This window comes from Pseudoalteromonas sp. AOP31-A2-14 (assembly GCF_052378035.1).
Taxonomy (GTDB): domain Bacteria; phylum Pseudomonadota; class Gammaproteobacteria; order Enterobacterales; family Alteromonadaceae; genus Pseudoalteromonas.
This window is the reverse complement of the sequence record NZ_JBQSXI010000001.1, coordinates 2,982,857-3,002,283: the sequence shown is the minus strand read 5'-3', so window position 1 is coordinate 3,002,283 and position 19,427 is coordinate 2,982,857. Positions and strand designations below refer to the sequence as shown.

The window sequence follows — 19,427 nt, the reverse complement described above, 5'->3', positions numbered from 1 at the left end:
CTATTAAGTGCAGTTAACTGTGCTGCGGGTTGGCATTTTCGAATTTAATAAGGGTTGCTAATGTTAGAAACAATGCAAAAATATCTTATCGCTCCGTCTATTTTGTCGGCTGATTTTGCCCGCCTCGGTGAAGAGGTCGATAAGGTGCTCGCCAGCGGTGCTGATGTAGTGCATTTTGATGTGATGGATAATCATTATGTGCCTAACCTAACAATAGGCCCAATGGTTTGTAAGGCACTGCGTGATTACGGAGTTACAGCACCAATTGATGTGCATTTAATGGTGAAACCGGTTGATAGTTTAATTCCACAGTTTGTAGATGCAGGTGCTTCAATTATTACTTTTCATCCAGAGGCTAGCGAGCATATAGACCGTACCTTGGAACTTATTAAAGACAGTGGTTGCCAAGCTGGGCTGGTGTTTAATCCGGCTACTAGCTTAAGCTACCTTGAACATGTGCTTGATAAGATTGATGTGGTTTTAATAATGTCGGTTAACCCTGGGTTTGGTGGGCAAAGCTTTATTCCTCATACTCTCGAAAAGCTACGCCAAGCACGTAAAATTATTAATGACTCAGGACGTGACATACGTTTAGAAGTTGATGGCGGGGTTAAAGTTGATAACATCGCAGCCGCCGCAGAGGCGGGTGCGGATATGTTTGTCGCAGGCTCGGCCATTTTTAATCACAGCGATTACCAAGTGGTGATTGAACAAATGCGCGAACAATTAAAGGCTGTTAAATAATGAAGTATGAAGTTGCCTTATTTGATTTAGACGGCACTTTAGTTGATAGTGTTTATGATTTATACATAGCCATGAACCTAACACTGAGTGACTTAGCCTTTCCTATTGTAACTCAGCGCTTAGTTGAAAGTTGGGTTGGCAATGGTATTGAAGTACTCGTTAAACGCGCGCTCAGTGGCGATATGCAGATCAGCGAACATTTAGATACTGAACTTGCCGATAAAGCAACTACACTGTTTTACGATCATTACTCTGAGCAAGTGGGCGAGTACAGTGTGTTATATCAGCATGTTGAAACAGGTTTAGCCGCACTTAGTGGCATGCCCAAAGCAGTAATTACTAATAAAGCGCGTCAATTCACTGAAAAACTGCTCGATAAACTGGCATTAACGAGTCATTTTGAGCTGACAGTGTGTGGCGATGATATGACTAAAAAGCCCTCACCAGAACCATTGTTGTTTGCTTGTCAGCAACTAAACGTTGATGTTAGCCAAGCTATTATGATTGGCGATTCTAAAAGTGATATTTTAGCTGCGCAGGCGGCAAACATAGACGTAATTGCATTAAACTATGGTTATAACCAAGGTGAAAACCTCAGCGACTATAATCCACAGTACCTCTGTGAGCAATTCTTAGATATAATACCCATACTTACTAAGCGGTAAGTTGTTATTTTAGCAATTTTAATTTCAGTGTTTTTAATTTTAGCAATACAAAGGAACATCATGACAAAACCAGTAGTTTTAAGCGGCATGCAGCCAACCGGTGGAATGACAATAGGCAACTATGTTGGTGCTATTAACCAGTGGGTTAAGCTACAGGAAGAGTACGATAGTCACTTTATGTTAGCTAATTTGCATGCTATTACCGTACGCCAAGACCCTGAATTGTTACGATCGCGAGTGCTTGATGGCATCGCGCTTTATGTAGCCTGTGGTATCGATCCTAAAAAAGCCGCGCTATTTGTACAATCACAAGTGCCAGAGCATGCACAGTTAGGCTGGGCATTAAATTGTTATGCGCAAATGGGCGAGCTTAACCGTATGACACAGTTTAAAGACAAGTCATCTAAGCATGAAAATAATGTAAACGTGGGCTTGTTTGCTTACCCAGTACTGCAAGCGGCTGATATTTTACTGTATCAAGCTGATCAAGTTCCTGTGGGGGATGATCAAAAGCAACATTTAGAGTTAACACGTGATATCGCTACACGTTTTAATAACTTATATGGTGAGGTTTTCACAATTCCAGAACCTTACATTCCAGAGTTTGGCGCGCGCGTAATGAGCTTACAAGATCCGCTGAAGAAAATGTCTAAATCAGATGAAAATCCAAATGGATTTATCATGATGTTAGATGAGCCAAAAAAGATTGAGAAAAAGCTGAAAAAAGCAGTGACTGATTCAGATGAACAAGCACGTATTTATTTTGACCGTACAGAAAAGCCTGGTGTGTCGAACTTACTAACACTTATGTCGGTTGCCACTAAACGCTCTATCGAAGAGCTTGTGCCAGAGTATGAAGACAAAATGTACGGCCACTTGAAAAAAGATACCGCCGCAGCAGTGGTAAGTATGATTGAGCCAATTCAAGCTCGCTTTAAAGAAATTCGCGAAGATCAAACCATGCTTAACAGCATTATGAAAGCCGGTGCTGAAAAAGCCAGTATCCGCGCAGAAAAAACACTTAAATCAGTTTATGATGCGTTAGGCTTCATTCCTCGCCCATGAATGCAATTGAAGCCTGATTTGAATCCATAAAAAACCAAAGCCGCAGCTTTGGTTTTTTGTTTGCCCAGCGAAGCTGGCAAACCCGATAGGCTGAAAGATGCCTTATCACCCTGACTAAGGGGAAGATAATCTGAATGGCAAGGGCGTCACTGGCCAACGGTGGGGTCTGAAGGAAGCCATAAGAAGTTAGAGGTACACAACTAACCGTAACCTGTTTCGGCAGTATTGGTGGGTCAGCGTGCAAAATAGCGCAACGCCCTATACTTAGTCAGACCAATACTGTGCTTGAGGGTGGGATTTCTAACAGGGAGCCAGTGCAGTAACTGGGGAAGCCTGGCATCTAAACTTAATGAGAGTAAGTGGCCTAAATTCAAGGTGAAAGCCAAGATTTAGTGTCGGTGTGAGGTGGCAGATGAACCCGTAGTAGTGAGTAAGGCTAGGCCGATGAAAGCCAGTAATGGTGTGGAGGGGAAAACCAAGCCGACCATCAACATTATGTTTGATGGGGTCAACTTTAGCCAAAAGCTTTAATTGATTGCGAAGGGGGGAAGTATTCTTTAAGCGTATGAAAGACGGGAACTTTTGTTTATCGGCTCACAAGTATTTCGACGGAAATAGCCAAAATATGACGGCCAAACAGGAATGTAGACGCTGAGAATTGAAGGGCGAGCAATGGAGTAATGACTGACCACTTAGGCAGATTGCCAAAAAAGGCTAGCACACCTAATGTCATCATGAAGAATCAGCGATAAGTAGAGTGACACGAGCAGACATACCGCAAGCAAAGGCAGAAAATGACAGTTTACTACAGCTTGTACGGACAATTATTAGACATTAATAACCTGTACAAGGGATTCAAAAAAGTGAAAGCAGCTAAAGGAGCGGCCGGAATAGATAGGCAGACCGTAGGCGCATTCGCCCTGAATTTAGAAGCAAACTTAAAACAACTGCAACTTGAGCTGCAAACCAAGCAATATAGGGCACAACCTGTCAAACGGGTGGAAATACCCAAAGATGATGGCGGTGTCAGAATGCTAGGTATCCCCGCAGTTCGAGACCGAATAGTGCAACAAACACTATTGAACATACTCCAACCGATATTCGACATCGACTTTCACCCATCGAGTTATGGGTATAGGCCGAAACGAAGCTGTCATGACGCTATCAGTAAAGCAAGTGTATTTATCCGTAAATACCATCGCGACTGGGTCGTAGACATGGATTTGTCGAAGTGTTTTGACCTGCTTGATCATGCTTTGATAATTAGGAGTGTTAGACGCAAAGTGACGGACGGTAGTATTTTAAAACTGATTAATCAGTTCTTAAAAAGCGGAGTAATGATAGGTGAACACTGGGAGGCTAGTACGATAGGAAGCCCACAAGGTGGCGTAATTAGCCCGTTATTGGCCAATATCTACCTAGATGCTTTCGATCAAGAAATGAAAAAGCGTAATCACCGAATAGTGAGGTATGCAGATGATATCTTGATTTTGTGCAGCACAGAAAAAGCAGCGCAAGAAGCACTTAAGGCATCCACCCAGATACTAGAGCGAGACTTGAAATTAACCGTGAACCAAAATAAAACCCATATTGCTCATAGCAGCAAAGGAGTGAAGTTTTTGGGAGTAGAGATAGGTAGCCAGTGGACACGGATACAAGCATCAAAACTCATCGGGTTTAAACAAAAAGTGAAGCAATTAACAAAACGTAACGGCGGCATAAATTTAGCAGAAGTAATAAAACGGCTAAATCCAGTTGTGCGCGGTTTTGTAAATTATTTTAGTATAGCCAATTGTAAACGAGAGCTAAAAGCCTTGGCAGGTTGGATCAGACGAAGACTAAGGGCAATACAGCTGAGGTTGTGGAAGAAGCCATCAAGGCTACATCGACGACTAAAACAGTTAGGAAAAAAGCCACCGTTTAAGTTCATTAAGATGAACTCGTGGCGTAACTCACTAAGCCCTTTATCTTGTGTATCGATGCCAAACCAATGGTTTGAGGAGCTTGGTTTATATCCAATAGAAAAAGTGAATACGGGATGGCTTGCTTTATCGGCGTTTAGGAAATAAGTTGATAAAATGTGAAGGGTACAGGAGCCGTATACGAGGTCCGTACGTACGGTTCTGTGAGAGGGATGAGGCATAAGCCTCACCCTACTCGATGTTTGCCCAGCGAAGCTGGCAAACCCGATAGGCTGAAAGATGCCTTATCACCCTGACTAAGGGGAAGATAATCTGAATGGCAAGGGCGTCACTGGCCAACGGTGGGGTCTGAAGGAAGCCATAAGAAGTTAGAGGTACACAACTAACCGTAACCTGTTTCGGCAGTATTGGTGGGTCAGCGTGCAAAATAGCGCAACGCCCTATACTTAGTCAGACCAATACTGTGCTTGAGGGTGGGATTTCTAACAGGGAGCCAGTGCAGTAACTGGGGAAGCCTGGCATCTAAACTTAATGAGAGTAAGTGGCCTAAATTCAAGGTGAAAGCCAAGATTTAGTGTCGGTGTGAGGTGGCAGATGAACCCGTAGTAGTGAGTAAGGCTAGGCCGATGAAAGCCAGTAATGGTGTGGAGGGGAAAACCAAGCCGACCATCAACATTATGTTTGATGGGGTCAACTTTAGCCAAAAGCTTTAATTGATTGCGAAGGGGGGAAGTATTCTTTAAGCGTATGAAAGACGGGAACTTTTGTTTATCGGCTCACAAGTATTTCGACGGAAATAGCCAAAATATGACGGCCAAACAGGAATGTAGACGCTGAGAATTGAAGGGCGAGCAATGGAGTAATGACTGACCACTTAGGCAGATTGCCAAAAAAGGCTAGCACACCTAATGTCATCATGAAGAATCAGCGATAAGTAGAGTGACACGAGCAGACATACCGCAAGCAAAGGCAGAAAATGACAGTTTACTACAGCTTGTACGGACAATTATTAGACATTAATAACCTGTACAAGGGATTCAAAAAAGTGAAAGCAGCTAAAGGAGCGGCCGGAATAGATAGGCAGACCGTAGGCGCATTCGCCCTGAATTTAGAAGCAAACTTAAAACAACTGCAACTTGAGCTGCAAACCAAGCAATATAGGGCACAACCTGTCAAACGGGTGGAAATACCCAAAGATGATGGCGGTGTCAGAATGCTAGGTATCCCCGCAGTTCGAGACCGAATAGTGCAACAAACACTATTGAACATACTCCAACCGATATTCGACATCGACTTTCACCCATCGAGTTATGGGTATAGGCCGAAACGAAGCTGTCATGACGCTATCAGTAAAGCAAGTGTATTTATCCGTAAATACCATCGCGACTGGGTCGTAGACATGGATTTGTCGAAGTGTTTTGACCTGCTTGATCATGCTTTGATAATTAGGAGTGTTAGACGCAAAGTGACGGACGGTAGTATTTTAAAACTGATTAATCAGTTCTTAAAAAGCGGAGTAATGATAGGTGAACACTGGGAGGCTAGTACGATAGGAAGCCCACAAGGTGGCGTAATTAGCCCGTTATTGGCCAATATCTACCTAGATGCTTTCGATCAAGAAATGAAAAAGCGTAATCACCGAATAGTGAGGTATGCAGATGATATCTTGATTTTGTGCAGCACAGAAAAAGCAGCGCAAGAAGCACTTAAGGCATCCACCCAGATACTAGAGCGAGACTTGAAATTAACCGTGAACCAAAATAAAACCCATATTGCTCATAGCAGCAAAGGAGTGAAGTTTTTGGGAGTAGAGATAGGTAGCCAGTGGACACGGATACAAGCATCAAAACTCATCGGGTTTAAACAAAAAGTGAAGCAATTAACAAAACGTAACGGCGGCATAAATTTAGCAGAAGTAATAAAACGGCTAAATCCAGTTGTGCGCGGTTTTGTAAATTATTTTAGTATAGCCAATTGTAAACGAGAGCTAAAAGCCTTGGCAGGTTGGATCAGACGAAGACTAAGGGCAATACAGCTGAGGTTGTGGAAGAAGCCATCAAGGCTACATCGACGACTAAAGCAGTTAGGAAAAAAGCCACCGTTTAAGTTCATTAAGATGAACTCGTGGCGTAACTCACTAAGCCCTTTATCTTGTGTATCGATGCCAAACCAATGGTTTGAGGAGCTTGGTTTATATCCAATAGAAAAAGTGAATACGGGATGGCTTGCTTTATCGGCGTTTAGGAAATAAGTTGATAAAATGTGAAGGGTACAGGAGCCGTATACGAGGTCCGTACGTACGGTTCTGTGAGAGGGATGAGGCATAAGCCTCACCCTACTCGATTCTTTAAATTTCTCTAACTAATTTTATGTAATTATTAAGACATTTTAATCGCGGCGCGAGAACTCATCGGTTTCAAAGGTATAAGCAAACATAGCAATGAATTGCTTACTGCGCTCAAAATAGCCGTTGGTGTCAAAAAATATACGTACTGATTCAGCGGTTTCGTCACCGCCTTCAACTTCAACACTCACCGCTTCTTTTTGCTCTTGTTTACTACTTGATTGCTGCGACAAAGCATGGCTATTCATAATGCTGAGGTTATATCATCAATCACTTCAGTGGGCTCTTTGTCATCGACAAAGGAAATAATCGACGTAAATACAATTGCAGCTAAGAAGAATCGTATTACAGCAGTAAGCAGCGGCGAGTAACTTTGGGTAATAAACTTAAATTTGCTCTGAGCCGAATGGTTTTATGATCAGTAAAATAAAAATATAAAACGGTAAAATAAGTTGCAATAATAATAATGTAGTCAGCGTAATATCTATAGCTCAAGCCGGTAAGTAAAGTGGCAAAGTTGTGAATGTCGTTAAAGTGGGTAGCTGAAACATGGGTGACACCATTAACAATACCACCGGCCGGCGAGCACAAAATTAGCGATGCTAGCGTAGAAGATAAGAATTAACGACTTACCCGCAGTGAGTTCCATAATTAATTAAACTTGGGCCAAAATCTACGATCAAGGCAGCAATAGTAATGCTGGCTGTGGTAATAAATACAGTTTTTGTGCGGTATTAAGATTAAACTATATAGCGTTAACAGGTCCATATAAGCGTGTTTATGAGGCTGCCAAGTCAAGTGCTCTTGTTTTAGGTTCTTGTTGGTACGCCAATTTACTATTCTTAGCCATCTTAACACCGCATTTCAGTGCGCTGTATTAATTACAGTAGCGTTTTTAAGTAGTGACCCGTGTGTGAACGCTCACATTCTGAAACCGTTTCAGGTGTACCCGAAACAAGTATTTCGCCGCCGCCAGCACCGCCTTCCGGGCCTAAATCGATAACCCAATCAGCCGTTTTTATCACATCTAAATTATGCTCAATTACCACAATAGTATTGCCGTGGTCACGTAAGCGATGCAGTACGACTAACAATTGCTCAATATCTGCAAAGTGTAAGCCGGTAGTTGGCTCATCTAAAATATACAGCGTTTTACCGGTATCACGTTTTGACAACTCACGAGCAAGCTTAACGCGCTGCGCTTCACCACCTGAAAGGGTCGTGGCGGCTTGGCCTAAACGAATATAAGATAGCCCTACATCCATTAGCGTTTTTAGCTTACGGGCAATAGCAGGGATTTTATCAAAGTAGTCGTGAGCGTCTTGGACGGTCATCTCTAATACTTCGTGAATATTTTTCCCTTTATATTGCACTTCTAGAGTTTCACGATTGTAGCGCTTACCTTTACACACATCGCAAGGTACATATACGTCGGGTAAAAAATGCATTTCGACTTTAATTACGCCATCACCTTGGCAGGCTTCACAGCGACCGCCTTTCACATTAAAGCTAAAGCGACCTACTTTATATCCTCTTGAACGCGCTTCTTGAGTGCCTGCAAATAGTTCACGAATGCCAGTAAAAATACCGGTATAGGTAGCAGGGTTTGAGCGTGGCGTACGACCAATTGGGCTTTGATCAATATCGATTACTTTATCAAAATGCTCAAGACCTGTTATAGACTGATACGGTGCTGCTTCTGCGGTGGTTGCGCCATTAAGTTCAGTATGAGCAAGCTTAAATAAAGTGTCGTTAATTAATGTTGATTTACCCGAGCCAGAAACTCCAGTAATACAAGTCATGAGGCCAAATGGGATTTTCAAATCAACATTTTTTAAGTTATTACCCGTTGCGCCAAATAATTCTAGCCATTTGTCGTTAACTTCATGGCGTTGTTGCGGCACTTCAATTTTGCGTTTACCGGATAAAAACTGGCCCGTAACAGATTTTTCACTGGCTAAAATATCATCGCGGGTACCTTCTGCAATAACATACCCACCGTGTACGCCTGCGCCAGGTCCAATATCAATAATATGGTCAGCGGCGCGAATTGCATCTTCGTCGTGCTCGACGACTATCACGGTATTGCCTAAATCACGTAAATGCACCAAGGTTTGTAATAAGCGGTCGTTGTCGCGCTGATGCAGACCAATCGATGGCTCATCCAACACATACATAACACCCACTAAACCCGCACCTATTTGGCTGGCTAGACGAATACGCTGTGCCTCACCGCCCGAAAGGGTATCGGCGCTGCGCTCAAGTGACAGGTAGTTTAAGCCAACATTAATTAAAAAAGACAAACGATCACGAATTTCTTTTAATATTTTGTCGGCTATTTGGCCTTTTTGCCCAGTTAAATTAAGCTTTGCAAAAAAGTCCATGCTTTCACCAATACTCATCGTGGTAATCGCTGGTAAGTTGGTTTGGCCAATAAATACGTGACGCGCTTCTTGGCGCAAGCGTGAGCCGTGACAACTAGGACATGATTGACTCGTTTGATACTTAGCCAGCTCCTCACGAACTGAGTTAGACTCTGTTTCGCGGTAGCGGCGATGCATATTATTAAGTACGCCTTCAAACTCATGATTGCGAGTAATCAAATCGCCACGGTCGTTGCGGTAATTAAAGGCTATTTTAGTTTTACCTGAACCTTCGAGTACGATATTTTGTATTTCTTTAGATAGCGACTGAAACGGTGCCTCTAAGTCAAACTCATAATGGTCGGCAACCGCTTGCAGCATTTGAAAGTAATAAAAGCTACGTTTATCCCAGCCTTTAATTGCTCCGCCCGATAAACTGATCTCTGGGTTTTGTACAACGCGGTTAGGATCAAAATATTGGCGTACCCCTAAACCATCACAGCTTTGACAAGCACCCGCTGGGTTATTAAACGAAAATAACCGTGGCTCTAGTTCAGTCATAGCATAGCCACAAGTCGGACAGGCAAAGTTAGCCGAAAACAGCATTTCTTCATCAAGCGAGTCATCCATGGCGGCAATATTGGCGACACCGTTTGATAGATCAAGAGCTGTTTCGAATGATTCGGCAAGGCGCTGCTGTTGACCTTCTTTTACTTTAAAGCGATCTACAACGACTTCAATTGTATGTTTTTTATGAAGCTCTAAGGTTGGAGGATCTGATAAGTCACACACTTCGCCATCAATACGAGCACGAATAAAGCCTTGGCTAGCAAGTTGTTCTAATAATTTTACGTGCTCGCCTTTGCGCTCTTTAACTACCGGCGCAAGTAGCATAAGTTTGCTGCCATCAGGGAGTGCTAAAACGCTATCAACCATTTGGCTGATGGTTTGCGCAGCAAGAGGTAAATCATGAGTAGGGCAACGAGGCTCACCAACACGAGCAAACATTAAGCGTAAGTAGTCGTAAATTTCGGTAATTGTGCCTACTGTTGAGCGTGGGTTATGAGAAGTCGATTTTTGCTCGATGGAGATAGCCGGCGATAAGCCTTCAATATGGTCAACATCGGGCTTTTCCATTAACGATAAAAACTGCCTTGCATACGCCGACAATGACTCAACATACCGACGCTGCCCTTCAGCATATAAAGTATCAAACGCTAAAGACGACTTCCCTGAACCAGATAGACCGGTGATAACAATTAATTTATCACGGGGAATAGTTAGGCTGATGTCTTTTAAATTGTGCGTGCGTGCGCCTCGGACTTCAATGTTTTCCATGCTATCTCGTTTTATTACCAGAATCTTTTTTTAGTATCTCACAATACGCAAGAAGATTAATCCTTGATCAGATAAAAAATCATCCGTTTAAGGCGATTATTTATTAAATAGCTTGTGGTAGAATCCCAGCTCAAATTTAAATAGATGGCAAGTATGGCAACAGATGACAGCTTCTTCACTCAATTCTAGAGAAAAACGCGCTGCAGTTACATTAGCGAGCGTATTTGCATTTCGCATGCTTGGCCTTTTTATGCTTATGCCGGTATTGGCAATTTATGGTCAAGAATTAGATGGGTTTTCGCCGTTATGGATTGGTATTGCCATTGGCGCATATGGCTTAACTCAAGCTGTATTACAAATACCTATGGGCTGGCTGTCAGATAAAATTGGCCGTAAAAAAGTAATTGTCGGTGGGCTTATTGTATTTGCTTTAGGCTCTGTGATTGCTGCTATGGCAGAATCTATGCAGGTGCTGACATTAGGGCGCGCATTACAAGGTATGGGGGCAATTGCTAGCGCGTTATTAGCGTTTGCTTCAGATTTAAGCCGTGACGAACAGCGACCTAAAGTCATGGCCGTAATTGGTATGAGCATCGGTATGAGCTTTGCCGCAGCAATGCTACTCGGTCCTATGGTTGCCGCCTCGTGGGGAGTGTCGGGAGTGTTTTGGCTAACCTCAATACTCGCCGTTGTGGGTATTTTTATCGTGTTATTATTGGTACCTAAAGCTATTAATAAAGCGCCTAAAGGCGATACATTGGCCACCATGGCCGACATTAAAAAATTAATTAAACACCCACAACTTGCTCGACTAGATATTGGTATTTTATTACTGCATTTAAGCTTAACGACTATCTTTGTTGCTTTACCCGGGCAGTTAATTAGCGACGGTTTGATTGCTGATCATCATTGGCACTTATATATCCCCGTTTTAGTTTTAGCGTTTGTTTTAATGGTACCGATAATGATTATCGCCATTCGCAAAGAAAAAGAAAAACAAGCTTTTTTAGGTTCAATAGCTTTGTTAATGGTGAGCCTGCTTGCTATGGCTATTTGGGTTGATTCAATTATTGGCTTAGGTATATGTATGTTGCTTTACTTTGTTGCCTTTAATTTTTTAGAAGCAACAATGCCGGCATTGGTATCGCGCTTAGCGCCAGCAAGCCAAAAGGGCTCTGCGATGGGCGTGTACTCATCGAGTCAATTTTTTGGTGCGTTTTTAGGTGGTATATTAGGAGGTTACGTTGCCCAAGTGATGAGTGCACAAGCAGTGTTTGCTGCTGCAGCACTAGTTGGGTTAATATGGCTTATCCTTGCGTGGAAGATGCAAGTCCCACCTAAAAGTAAAATTATTAGCTTAATGACACAATTAAGTTCAGAGCAGCAAGCTCAAACGCTCGCTTCTCGACTTGTTGCTTTACCAGGTGTACTTGAGGCAACGGTAGTACGCGATGAAAATCGCAGCTATTTAAAGATTAACGATAAAGAATTTGACCTAGACCAAGCACGAAAAATGGCTGGTTTGAGCTAACCTAAATAGGAGAAAGACCCATGGCACGCGGTATTAATAAAGTTATTTTAGTTGGTAACTTAGGCCAAGATCCAGAAGTGCGCTACATGCCTAACGGTAACGGAGTAGCAAATATCACTTTAGCAACTTCTGATAGCTATAAAGATAAAAACACCGGCCAAATGGTTGATAAAACCGAATGGCACCGCGTGGTATTTTTTGGTAAATTAGCTGAGATTGTTGGCGAGTATTGCCGTAAAGGTTCACAAATTTACATTGAAGGTAAATTACAAACCCGTAAATGGACTGACCAACAAGGCCAAGAAAAATACACTACAGAAATCGTGGTCGACGGCTTTACCGGTCAAATGCAAATGCTAGGTGGCCGTGGTGGCGACCAACAAAATAGCAATTACCAAGGTGGCCAACAGTCTCAAGGTGCTCAACAACAAGGTGGTGGCTATCAAGGTGGCCAACAATCACAAGGTGGCGCACAGCAGCAAGGTTATTCACAACAAAATAACCAAGGTCAAAGCGGTAACTACCAAGGCGGTCAGCAGCCACAATCACGCCCAAGCGCACCTGCAGCAGCTCCACAACAGCAACATAGCAACCACCAATCAGGTGATTACAACAACCAGCAGCAAGGCAGCGGCAACGCTCCACAGCAGCAAGGTGGTTTTGCACCGAAACCACAAAACGCCCCGCAAGGCGGCGCATCAAACCCGATGGAACCACCAATCGACTTTGATGACGATATCCCGTTCTAGGACACAGTTAAAATAATAGTTTAAAGATAAAGATCATTAAGAGCCCAGCTATATGCTGGGCTTTTCACTATGCGATAAAAAATAATTATTTAATCGTCACAGTAATCATCGCTCGCTTAATTTTATAATTTTAAATGGCTTAGCGCGATTTACTCAACTTGAATGCCTGTAAACCTCTTTTAATCGTTATCCAGTCTTGTATTGATATGCTGCGTTTATTTAAAGAAGTGACAGGGTTAAAGCTAAGCTTTGAGCTCATTTATCATATTGATGGTCAATTAAAGCTGCAAAAAATAGTACAGTAAATGGTTCATCAAGAAAAAATGATTAACTTGCCAGTATATAGTGTAGGGGTGGAAACTCAGTAAGAGCTAAAACCCGTTAAAACTAGGTGTTTTAGTCGCACATTTTTATTTTTTTAAGCTACTACAATAACTTACTCATATATTCGTATTTAATAAACACCACCTAGATACGTTTAAGATACTCAAGCCCTGATAGCCCTTGTAATCCACCGGTATGCACTGCAATTATTTTACTGCCTGATGGAAAGTAATCTTGCTCAATCAATTGCCATAAGGCATACATCATTTTGCCACTATAAATGGGTTCTAGTGGCAGTTGATACTCGCTTTGCATCTGCTTACAAAACTGCCACAATTGAGCACTAAACTTGCCATAACCACCATCATGAAACTGAGTCAATAATTGCCAATTCGTTTGCTGGCAAGCCTTTGGGCTAAGTGCTTTTATCTCATTCATAAGATACTCGGCTTGTTTCAAAACCGCGATACCAAGTATTTCAGTTGAGGTTTTTCTGCCTTCGATAAGTCCCGCTAAGGTGCCCCCACTGCCAGTAGGGCAAATTAAATAGTCATGATCTGGCAAGCTTTCAGCTAGTTCTTTGCAGCCTGGTATCGCTGCTTGATTAGTTCCCCCTTCTGGCAATATATAAGCATTAGGAAAGCGTTGTTGTAGTTTTGTTAAGTAGTCATGATCATGTCTTTTTTTATATTCTAAACGAGTAACTGCTTTAAGCTGCATACCGCATTGCGCTGCAAATTGTAGGCTTGGATTATTACTATCTAAATGTGGGCCACGAATAATGCCGTGAGTTTGAATATTAAATAATTTCCCTGCTGCTGCACAGGCATGAATATGGTTTGAGAACGCACCTCCAAAAGTAACTAACTCTGTTTTACCTAATCTCTGCATTTCTAGTAGGTTATATTTAAGTTTTCGCCATTTATTACCGCTTAATAGGGGGTGTAGTTGATCATCGCGTTTTATGCTGATAAATAAATTACGTTTTTTAAATGAGTCACTATATATTTGTTGTATAGGTGTATTTTCGTCAATATCTAAATTTAATCGCATCACATACCTAAATAATTATATTTTTAACTTGCAAGCCAACAAGTTTGTACGAAGCTTAAATATGCGTATAAAAGACAAAAAGTAGCTCCATGATAAAAAAGCTTTTTTCATTATTCCCTTGACTAAACCTTGGCTAAGCCGTGGTATTAACCTTAATGTCGTAGTGGGTTTTGCGGCATATACAAATGTAGTCACTGGGGTATCGTTAAATAAACAGCGAGAGCAATGGCATATTGATAAATTTTACAGCATGGATGTGGTTGAGCAAAGTGATTATACAAATGCTATAGCATCTTGCACAAACCAGGTTAGTTGAGAAACATATGCTATTAATTTAGTTTTACCACACTTTTTATATAAAGTATTACAAATGGATAAACCCACATTAACTGACTAGGAAATCGCTCAATCATTACTTTGGACTACAAAAAGTTTAGTTACTATAGCCCCCCGAAAATATTGTTGCTGATTTTATCGATTACCCGATTACCCAAGCTATGCAAAGTTGCAAAATGAATGTTTATTGCTGACAAATTGCAGTTAGCTCCATTCATTAATAGCTTTTCAGAAACCGATGCAGTGCTACGCTCTAAGACATCAAAAGAGAGGAACCCGATGCTCATATGCTCATTGTGGAGTATGTCGATCACGAGCCGCGTATTTTGATTATTCGTAATTAATAGTGCTGATGATAACCTTGAACAGAGGGAGTTTTACAATTTAGTCCTTTTAGAGAAAATGATCGGGTTATTTACTGGCGTGAAGTGCGTGAATAGTTGTAAACTCAGATAATTCTTGAACAAAGCTTGTGTTTTGCCTTGCAAGTACATAGCATAAGAGTTTAATTATAAAAATAAATACTGACCAAAGAATTGCCGCTTTTTGAGAATGGAATATATGCGAATTGCCCCTTTATCTCTTTTAATTTCAGCTAGCTTGTTAGCGTCGAGTGCATTAGCGCAAGATACTGTAACGGTTACTGGAATTAAATCGGAGACCAACACTAAACAAGCTGGATTTGGTAATTCAACACAATTAAAAGAAGAAAGCCAACTCAATTTATTACGTACACGCTCAACAGAATTAGATAAAGAGAAAAATCAAGCGAGTTATAAAACTACTTTTTCTGATAGTCAGTTAGCATTCAGTGATAATAAGGATAATATTAACGCCGTTGCTGTGTCGCGTGTGAGTAATCCGCCAGTTCGTGATTATTCAGCTAAACCTATAGCAGCCGTTAGTCCGTTAAGCAGCAATGATCAGGAGCAAATGATTGAACTGACATTACGCTCAAATGTTTACGATGATGAAGTATTTATTGATGGGGTTAACTTTGGTTCAACTCGTTTAGCGACTACGTTACCTCGTGGAGTGTACAGCGTAGAAATACGTAAACAAGGTTATAAAAGCTATCAAAAGCGTGTTAATTTGCGAAAATCGGAAACTATTCACGCCACATTGCTAAAAAAGCCTGAGTCGATTGCTGCACCGACTAACACTAGCGAGCAAAGTATAACGAATACCGAAACAAGCACTGTAGGAAATGCGACTAATGCTGCAGTTGTCGTTATTCCTGCAGGTAAGTTTGAAATGGGCGATATCCAAGGCAATGGACTTGCTAATGAGCGTCCTGTCGTTGAAAAAACGATTGATAGTTCGTTTGCGATGCAAAGTAAAGAGGTCTCAGTAGGGGCTTACCAGCAGTTTGTGAGTAACACTAACTATAAAACTGAAGCTGAAAAAAATCGTGGTTGTGCTTATTACTTAAATGGTGAGCCAGTATGGGAAGCCAGTTTAAATTGGCGTAACCCTGGCTTTAAGCAAGCTAATGATTTTCCAGCAGTGTGCTTAACCTATAATGATGCAAAAGCATATGCAGATTGGTTGTCAGGACAGACTGGCAAAAAATTTCGTTTACCTAATGAAGTTGAGTGGGAATACGCCGCTCGTGCAGGAAGTAAAACAGAATACCCATGGGGTAACGAAATCGGTAAAAACTTAGCCAATTGCGGTTGGTGTGGCAGTGAGTATTCGAATCACAGTGCTGCGCCAGTAGGTAGCTTTGCACCTAACGCGTTTGGTGTATACGACACAGTTGGCAATGTATGGGAATGGACGCACAAAGCAGCCCAGCAGTCAGATGTTACAGTGCGTGGTGGAGCGTGGAATTTTGCGTCAAGCTTGGCACGTGCGTCAACACGTTTAATTTTAGCGCCAGATTTTCGCGCTAACTATATTGGCTTTCGTTTAGTACGCGAGCGATAAATTAGTAAAACAGGAAGCAACGCTTCCTGTTTTGTAAATATTCAAAAGCTGTAATGCTTTATATTGCTCAATACCGTCAGCATGGTAAAGTGATTGCAGCTACTATATGAACGTTTTTCAAAGGTCATCCAACCCCATGTTTAAGAAACTCCGTGGTATTTTTTCAAACGATCTATCGATCGACTTGGGTACAGCCAACACCCTAATTTATGTAAAAGAAGAAGGTATCGTATTAAACGAGCCATCAGTTGTCGCCATTCGCCAAGAGCGTGCTGGCGGTCCAAAAAGTGTTGCCTCAGTAGGCACCGAAGCAAAGCAAATGCTGGGCCGAACGCCGGGTAACATTAAAGCTATCAGGCCGATGAAAGATGGTGTAATTGCTGATTTTTATGTTACTGAAAAAATGCTGCAACACTTTATCAAACAGGTGCATAATAATAACTTTATGCGTCCAAGTCCGCGGGTACTTATTTGTGTACCTTGTGGTGCAACCCAAGTTGAAAAGCGCGCGATCCGTGAATCAGCAATGGGCGCTGGTGCACGTGAGGTTTATTTAATCGAAGAGCCAATGGCTGCTGCAATTGGTGCCGGTTTGCCGGTATCAGAAGCAACGGGTTCAATGGTGGTTGATATTGGTGGTGGTACTACTGAAGTTGCAATCATCTCACTTAATGGTGTGGTTTATTCTTCATCGGTCCGTATTGGTGGTGATAAGTTTGATGAAGCTATTATTAACTATGTGCGCCGTAATTTTGGTAGCTTAATTGGTGAAGCGACTGCAGAAAACATTAAGCATCAAATTGGTTCGGCGTTTAAAAGTGATGAGCCAATTGAAATTGAAGTACGTGGTCGTAATTTAGCTGAAGGTGTGCCGCGTTCATTTATGCTTAACTCACACGAGATTTTAGATGCATTACAAGAGCCGCTAATGGGTATTGTAAGTGCAGTGATGGTCGCTCTTGAGCAATCTCCACCTGAGCTTGCCTCAGATATTTCTGCTCACGGCATGGTATTAACTGGCGGTGGTGCACTATTGAAAGACCTTGACCGTCTATTAATGGAAGAAACTGGTATTCCGGTGGTGGTTGCAGATGATCCATTAACGTGTGTAGCGCATGGTGGTGGTAAGGCACTCGAAATGATAGATATGCACGGTGGTGACGTATTTAGTTACGATTAATGAAGTCAATGTTTAGGCGTACCGTTTCATTGCAACTGCGGCTTTTTGTCGCAGTGCTTTTGAGTATCGTATTGATTGTGGGCGACCGCTATACGCAAGGTGGCAACACAGCCAGAACCAGCTTGAATACCTTGGTAAGTCCCTTAATATATCTTGCGAACTTACCTTATGAATTATTTAGCTTTGGCGCTAAAAGTTTACACACTCGCGACCAGCTTCTTACTGAAAATGAAGCGCTTAAGAAAAAACAATTATTACAAAGTGAGCAGCTTCAACAGTATCAGTTTTTAGCAAAAGAAAATCAAAAAATGCGCGCCTTATTAGGTTCATCAGCAAGACAACCGAACCGAAAAATCATAGCGCAAATTTTATCTGTGCACTCAAACCCATATAGCCACCAGGTGGTTATTAATCGTGGTGCGACTGATGGCTTGAGTGAAGGCCAAGCTGTTATTGATGAAATGGGCGTTGTAGGGCAACTAACAAAAGTCGGTTCAACCACGTCACGGGTTTTGCTTATGACAGATACCACTCATGCTACACCGGTGCGTATCTTACGTAACGATGTGCGAACGGTTGTAGAAGGTATTGGCAAAATTAATGTGGTTAGGCTTTCGCATGTCCCGCATAGTTTAGATGTCAGAATAGGTGATGTACTTGTCACCTCCGGTCTTGGCAATACTTTCCCTGAAGGTTACCCTGTGGCCGTTGTTACAGAAATAAACCGTGACGAAGGGCGTCCTTTTGCTCAAGTATATGCAGAACCCATAGCATTACTTGATCGTATTCGATTGTTAGTTGTTTTATGGCGCAATCAGCAGGAAAGCATTACCAATGAATAGCCGTTACTCATTACTTATTGCTGTCAGCATCTTTTTCTCCTTAATTATGGCGTTAATGCCGTTGCCATTTTCGTTTGAGCCATTTCGTCCTGATTGGGTTTTACTGGTATTAATGTATTGGGCACTAGCGGTGCCACACCGTTTGAATATAGGTACAGCGTGGGTGGTTGGGTTACTACTTGACTTAGCGTCGGGCTCTGCGCTTGGGGTTAACTCGTTGACTTTTTCAGTGTGTATTTTCATTACTGCCAGCAACTATCAAAAAATTCGAAATTTTTCCTTATGGCAGCAATCAATTTTGGTAGGGCTATTTTTAACGCTCTATCATTTAATGCAGTTTTGGTTAAATCACTTTTTAATGGATGTTTATTTTAGTCCTCAGTACTTGTGGCCTGTGCTTACTGGTACATTAAGTTGGCCGTGGATTTTCCTCTTATTACGTAAGTACCGTCGTCATTTTAGGATCAGATAATGCAAACCGCAATTTATTTAGCGTCAGCTTCACCAAGGCGTAAAGAGCTGCTTTCACAGCTTGATATTGAATTTTCACAATTTAGCGTTGATGCTGATGAAAGCCAGTTAAGTAAAGAGTCTCCAATTAAATATGTTGAACGTATGGCACGCCTGAAAGCTCAAAGTGGCGTGGCAATGGACTATATTGACCGCCCCGTGCTTGGTTCTGATACAGTGGTCGTTATAGATAATCAGTCACTGGTTAAACCTAGAGATAAAACCGACTTTATGGCTACTCTTCGGCGCCTATCAGGGCAAACCCACCAAGTGATGACCGCTATTGCTTTTGCCAATAATGAGCGCGTTGAAAGCAGGGTTGTGATCACCGACGTCACCTTTAAAAACATTAGCGACGAAGAGCTTGAGAGCTATTGGCAAAGTGGTGAGCCACATGATAAAGCTGGTGGTTATGGTATCCAAGGTTTGGGTGGACGATTTGTTACGCATATTTCAGGTAGCTATTTTGCCGTTGTCGGCTTACCTTTATATGAATGCGAAGAATTATTACGCGAATTTTTAAGTAGGTAAC

General features: G+C 42.0%; 15 protein-coding genes and 1 pseudogene. 13 read left to right on the top strand and 3 right to left on the bottom strand.

The features are described 5' to 3' along the window. The first annotated feature begins 60 nt into the window (after nt 1–60). The 5 genes from rpe to ltrA (ACT3S9_RS13865) all read left to right on the top strand — a co-directional run bounded on the left by rpe (nt 61) and on the right by ltrA (ACT3S9_RS13865) (nt 6,647). Nucleotides 61–744, top strand: coding sequence for a ribulose-phosphate 3-epimerase (rpe, locus tag ACT3S9_RS13885; protein ID WP_441992803.1), 684 nt, complete (start codon nt 61–63; stop codon nt 742–744). Continuing rightward, nucleotides 744–1,409 (top strand): phosphoglycolate phosphatase, encoded by a 666-nt coding sequence (locus ACT3S9_RS13880; RefSeq protein WP_441992802.1) that lies wholly within the window; start codon nt 744–746, stop codon nt 1,407–1,409. Before rpe ends, ACT3S9_RS13880 begins: the two co-directional genes overlap by 1 nt. Before the next feature lie 60 nt (nt 1,410–1,469). Next, nucleotides 1,470–2,474 carry a tryptophan--tRNA ligase gene (gene trpS, locus ACT3S9_RS13875; protein ID WP_441992801.1) on the top strand — a complete coding sequence of 335 codons (1,005 nt, stop codon included), beginning with the start codon at nt 1,470–1,472 and terminating at the stop codon, nt 2,472–2,474. A 794-nt stretch (nt 2,475–3,268) separates the two neighbouring features. After that, nucleotides 3,269–4,543: a group II intron reverse transcriptase/maturase gene (gene ltrA, locus ACT3S9_RS13870; protein ID WP_086960535.1), complete on the top strand. Its 1,275-nt coding sequence runs from the start codon at nt 3,269–3,271 to the stop codon at nt 4,541–4,543. Nucleotides 4,544–5,372: 829 nt separating this feature from the next. Then, nucleotides 5,373–6,647, top strand: a complete 1,275-nt coding sequence (gene ltrA, locus ACT3S9_RS13865; RefSeq protein ID WP_086960535.1) for a group II intron reverse transcriptase/maturase — start codon at nt 5,373–5,375, stop codon at nt 6,645–6,647. Nucleotides 6,648–6,784: 137 nt separating this feature from the next. Here ltrA (ACT3S9_RS13865) and ACT3S9_RS13860 read toward each other — a convergent pair whose 3' ends face one another. Further along, nucleotides 6,785–6,988 (bottom strand): hypothetical protein, encoded by a 204-nt coding sequence (locus ACT3S9_RS13860; RefSeq protein ID WP_441992800.1) that lies wholly within the window; start codon nt 6,986–6,988, stop codon nt 6,785–6,787. Nucleotides 6,989–7,621: 633 nt separating this feature from the next. Next, a complete protein-coding gene (gene uvrA, locus ACT3S9_RS13855; protein ID WP_444750998.1) occupies nt 7,622–10,441 on the bottom strand; it encodes an excinuclease ABC subunit UvrA in 2,820 nt (939 codons plus the stop codon). A gap of 163 nt (nt 10,442–10,604) precedes the next feature. Between uvrA and ACT3S9_RS13850 the strand changes: the two genes are divergently transcribed. Both ACT3S9_RS13850 and ssb read left to right on the top strand, forming a co-directional pair. Continuing rightward, the gene (locus ACT3S9_RS13850; protein ID WP_441992798.1) at nt 10,605–11,972 is read left to right on the top strand and encodes an MFS transporter; all 1,368 of its coding nucleotides are present in this window, start codon (nt 10,605–10,607) and stop codon (nt 11,970–11,972) included. Nucleotides 11,973–11,992: 20 nt separating this feature from the next. Further along, the gene (gene ssb, locus ACT3S9_RS13845; protein WP_441834104.1) at nt 11,993–12,721 is read left to right on the top strand and encodes a single-stranded DNA-binding protein; all 729 of its coding nucleotides are present in this window, start codon (nt 11,993–11,995) and stop codon (nt 12,719–12,721) included. 468 nt (nt 12,722–13,189) lie between these two features. On the opposite strand, the gene ACT3S9_RS13840 is transcribed toward ssb, so the two are convergent. After that, nucleotides 13,190–14,098, bottom strand: a complete 909-nt coding sequence (locus ACT3S9_RS13840; protein WP_441992797.1) for a 1-aminocyclopropane-1-carboxylate deaminase/D-cysteine desulfhydrase — start codon at nt 14,096–14,098, stop codon at nt 13,190–13,192. A gap of 118 nt (nt 14,099–14,216) precedes the next feature. Here ACT3S9_RS13840 and ACT3S9_RS13835 point away from each other — a divergent pair, with 118 nt between their 5' ends. The 6 genes and pseudogenes from ACT3S9_RS13835 (at nt 14,217) to ACT3S9_RS13810 (ending at nt 19,426) form a co-directional block, all read left to right on the top strand. After that, the gene (locus ACT3S9_RS13835) at nt 14,217–14,414 is read left to right on the top strand and encodes a hypothetical protein (protein WP_444750997.1); all 198 of its coding nucleotides are present in this window, start codon (nt 14,217–14,219) and stop codon (nt 14,412–14,414) included. Nucleotides 14,415–15,199: 785 nt separating this feature from the next. Further along, a pseudogene (locus tag ACT3S9_RS13830) lies at nt 15,200–16,363 on the top strand (SUMF1/EgtB/PvdO family nonheme iron enzyme); the annotation flags it as partial. A gap of 136 nt (nt 16,364–16,499) precedes the next feature. Next, nucleotides 16,500–17,543 carry a rod shape-determining protein gene (locus ACT3S9_RS13825; protein WP_441835596.1) on the top strand — a complete coding sequence of 348 codons (1,044 nt, stop codon included), beginning with the start codon at nt 16,500–16,502 and terminating at the stop codon, nt 17,541–17,543. After that, on the top strand, nt 17,543–18,385 hold the full coding sequence (gene mreC, locus ACT3S9_RS13820) for a rod shape-determining protein MreC (protein WP_441992796.1): 843 nt from the start codon (nt 17,543–17,545) through the stop codon (nt 18,383–18,385). Before ACT3S9_RS13825 ends, mreC begins: the two co-directional genes overlap by 1 nt. Beyond that, nucleotides 18,378–18,857, top strand: coding sequence for a rod shape-determining protein MreD (mreD, locus tag ACT3S9_RS13815; RefSeq protein ID WP_441992795.1), 480 nt, complete (start codon nt 18,378–18,380; stop codon nt 18,855–18,857). Before mreC ends, mreD begins: the two co-directional genes overlap by 8 nt. After that, entirely contained in the window at nt 18,857–19,426 is a 570-nt protein-coding gene (locus tag ACT3S9_RS13810; RefSeq protein ID WP_441992794.1) for a Maf family protein, read from the top strand. Before mreD ends, ACT3S9_RS13810 begins: the two co-directional genes overlap by 1 nt. The last annotated feature ends 1 nt before the right edge of the window (nt 19,427 follow it).

Excerpts from the sequence above, each read along its gene's own strand:
- rpe (WP_441992803.1), top strand. The coding sequence starts at position 61 with ATGTTAGAAACAATGCAAAAATATCTTATCGCTCCGTCTATTTTGTCG.
- ACT3S9_RS13880 (WP_441992802.1), top strand. The coding sequence starts at position 744 with ATGAAGTATGAAGTTGCCTTATTTGATTTAGACGGCACTTTAGTTGAT.
- trpS (WP_441992801.1), top strand. The coding sequence starts at position 1,470 with ATGACAAAACCAGTAGTTTTAAGCGGCATGCAGCCAACCGGTGGAATG.
- ltrA (WP_086960535.1), top strand. The coding sequence starts at position 3,269 with ATGACAGTTTACTACAGCTTGTACGGACAATTATTAGACATTAATAAC.
- ltrA (WP_086960535.1), top strand. The coding sequence starts at position 5,373 with ATGACAGTTTACTACAGCTTGTACGGACAATTATTAGACATTAATAAC.
- ACT3S9_RS13860 (WP_441992800.1), bottom strand. The coding sequence starts at position 6,988 with ATGAATAGCCATGCTTTGTCGCAGCAATCAAGTAGTAAACAAGAGCAA.
- uvrA (WP_444750998.1), bottom strand. The coding sequence starts at position 10,441 with ATGGAAAACATTGAAGTCCGAGGCGCACGCACGCACAATTTAAAAGAC.
- ACT3S9_RS13850 (WP_441992798.1), top strand. The coding sequence starts at position 10,605 with ATGACAGCTTCTTCACTCAATTCTAGAGAAAAACGCGCTGCAGTTACA.
- ssb (WP_441834104.1), top strand. The coding sequence starts at position 11,993 with ATGGCACGCGGTATTAATAAAGTTATTTTAGTTGGTAACTTAGGCCAA.
- ACT3S9_RS13840 (WP_441992797.1), bottom strand. The coding sequence starts at position 14,098 with ATGCGATTAAATTTAGATATTGACGAAAATACACCTATACAACAAATA.
- ACT3S9_RS13825 (WP_441835596.1), top strand. The coding sequence starts at position 16,500 with ATGTTTAAGAAACTCCGTGGTATTTTTTCAAACGATCTATCGATCGAC.
- mreC (WP_441992796.1), top strand. The coding sequence starts at position 17,543 with ATGAAGTCAATGTTTAGGCGTACCGTTTCATTGCAACTGCGGCTTTTT.
- mreD (WP_441992795.1), top strand. The coding sequence starts at position 18,378 with ATGAATAGCCGTTACTCATTACTTATTGCTGTCAGCATCTTTTTCTCC.
- ACT3S9_RS13810 (WP_441992794.1), top strand. The coding sequence starts at position 18,857 with ATGCAAACCGCAATTTATTTAGCGTCAGCTTCACCAAGGCGTAAAGAG.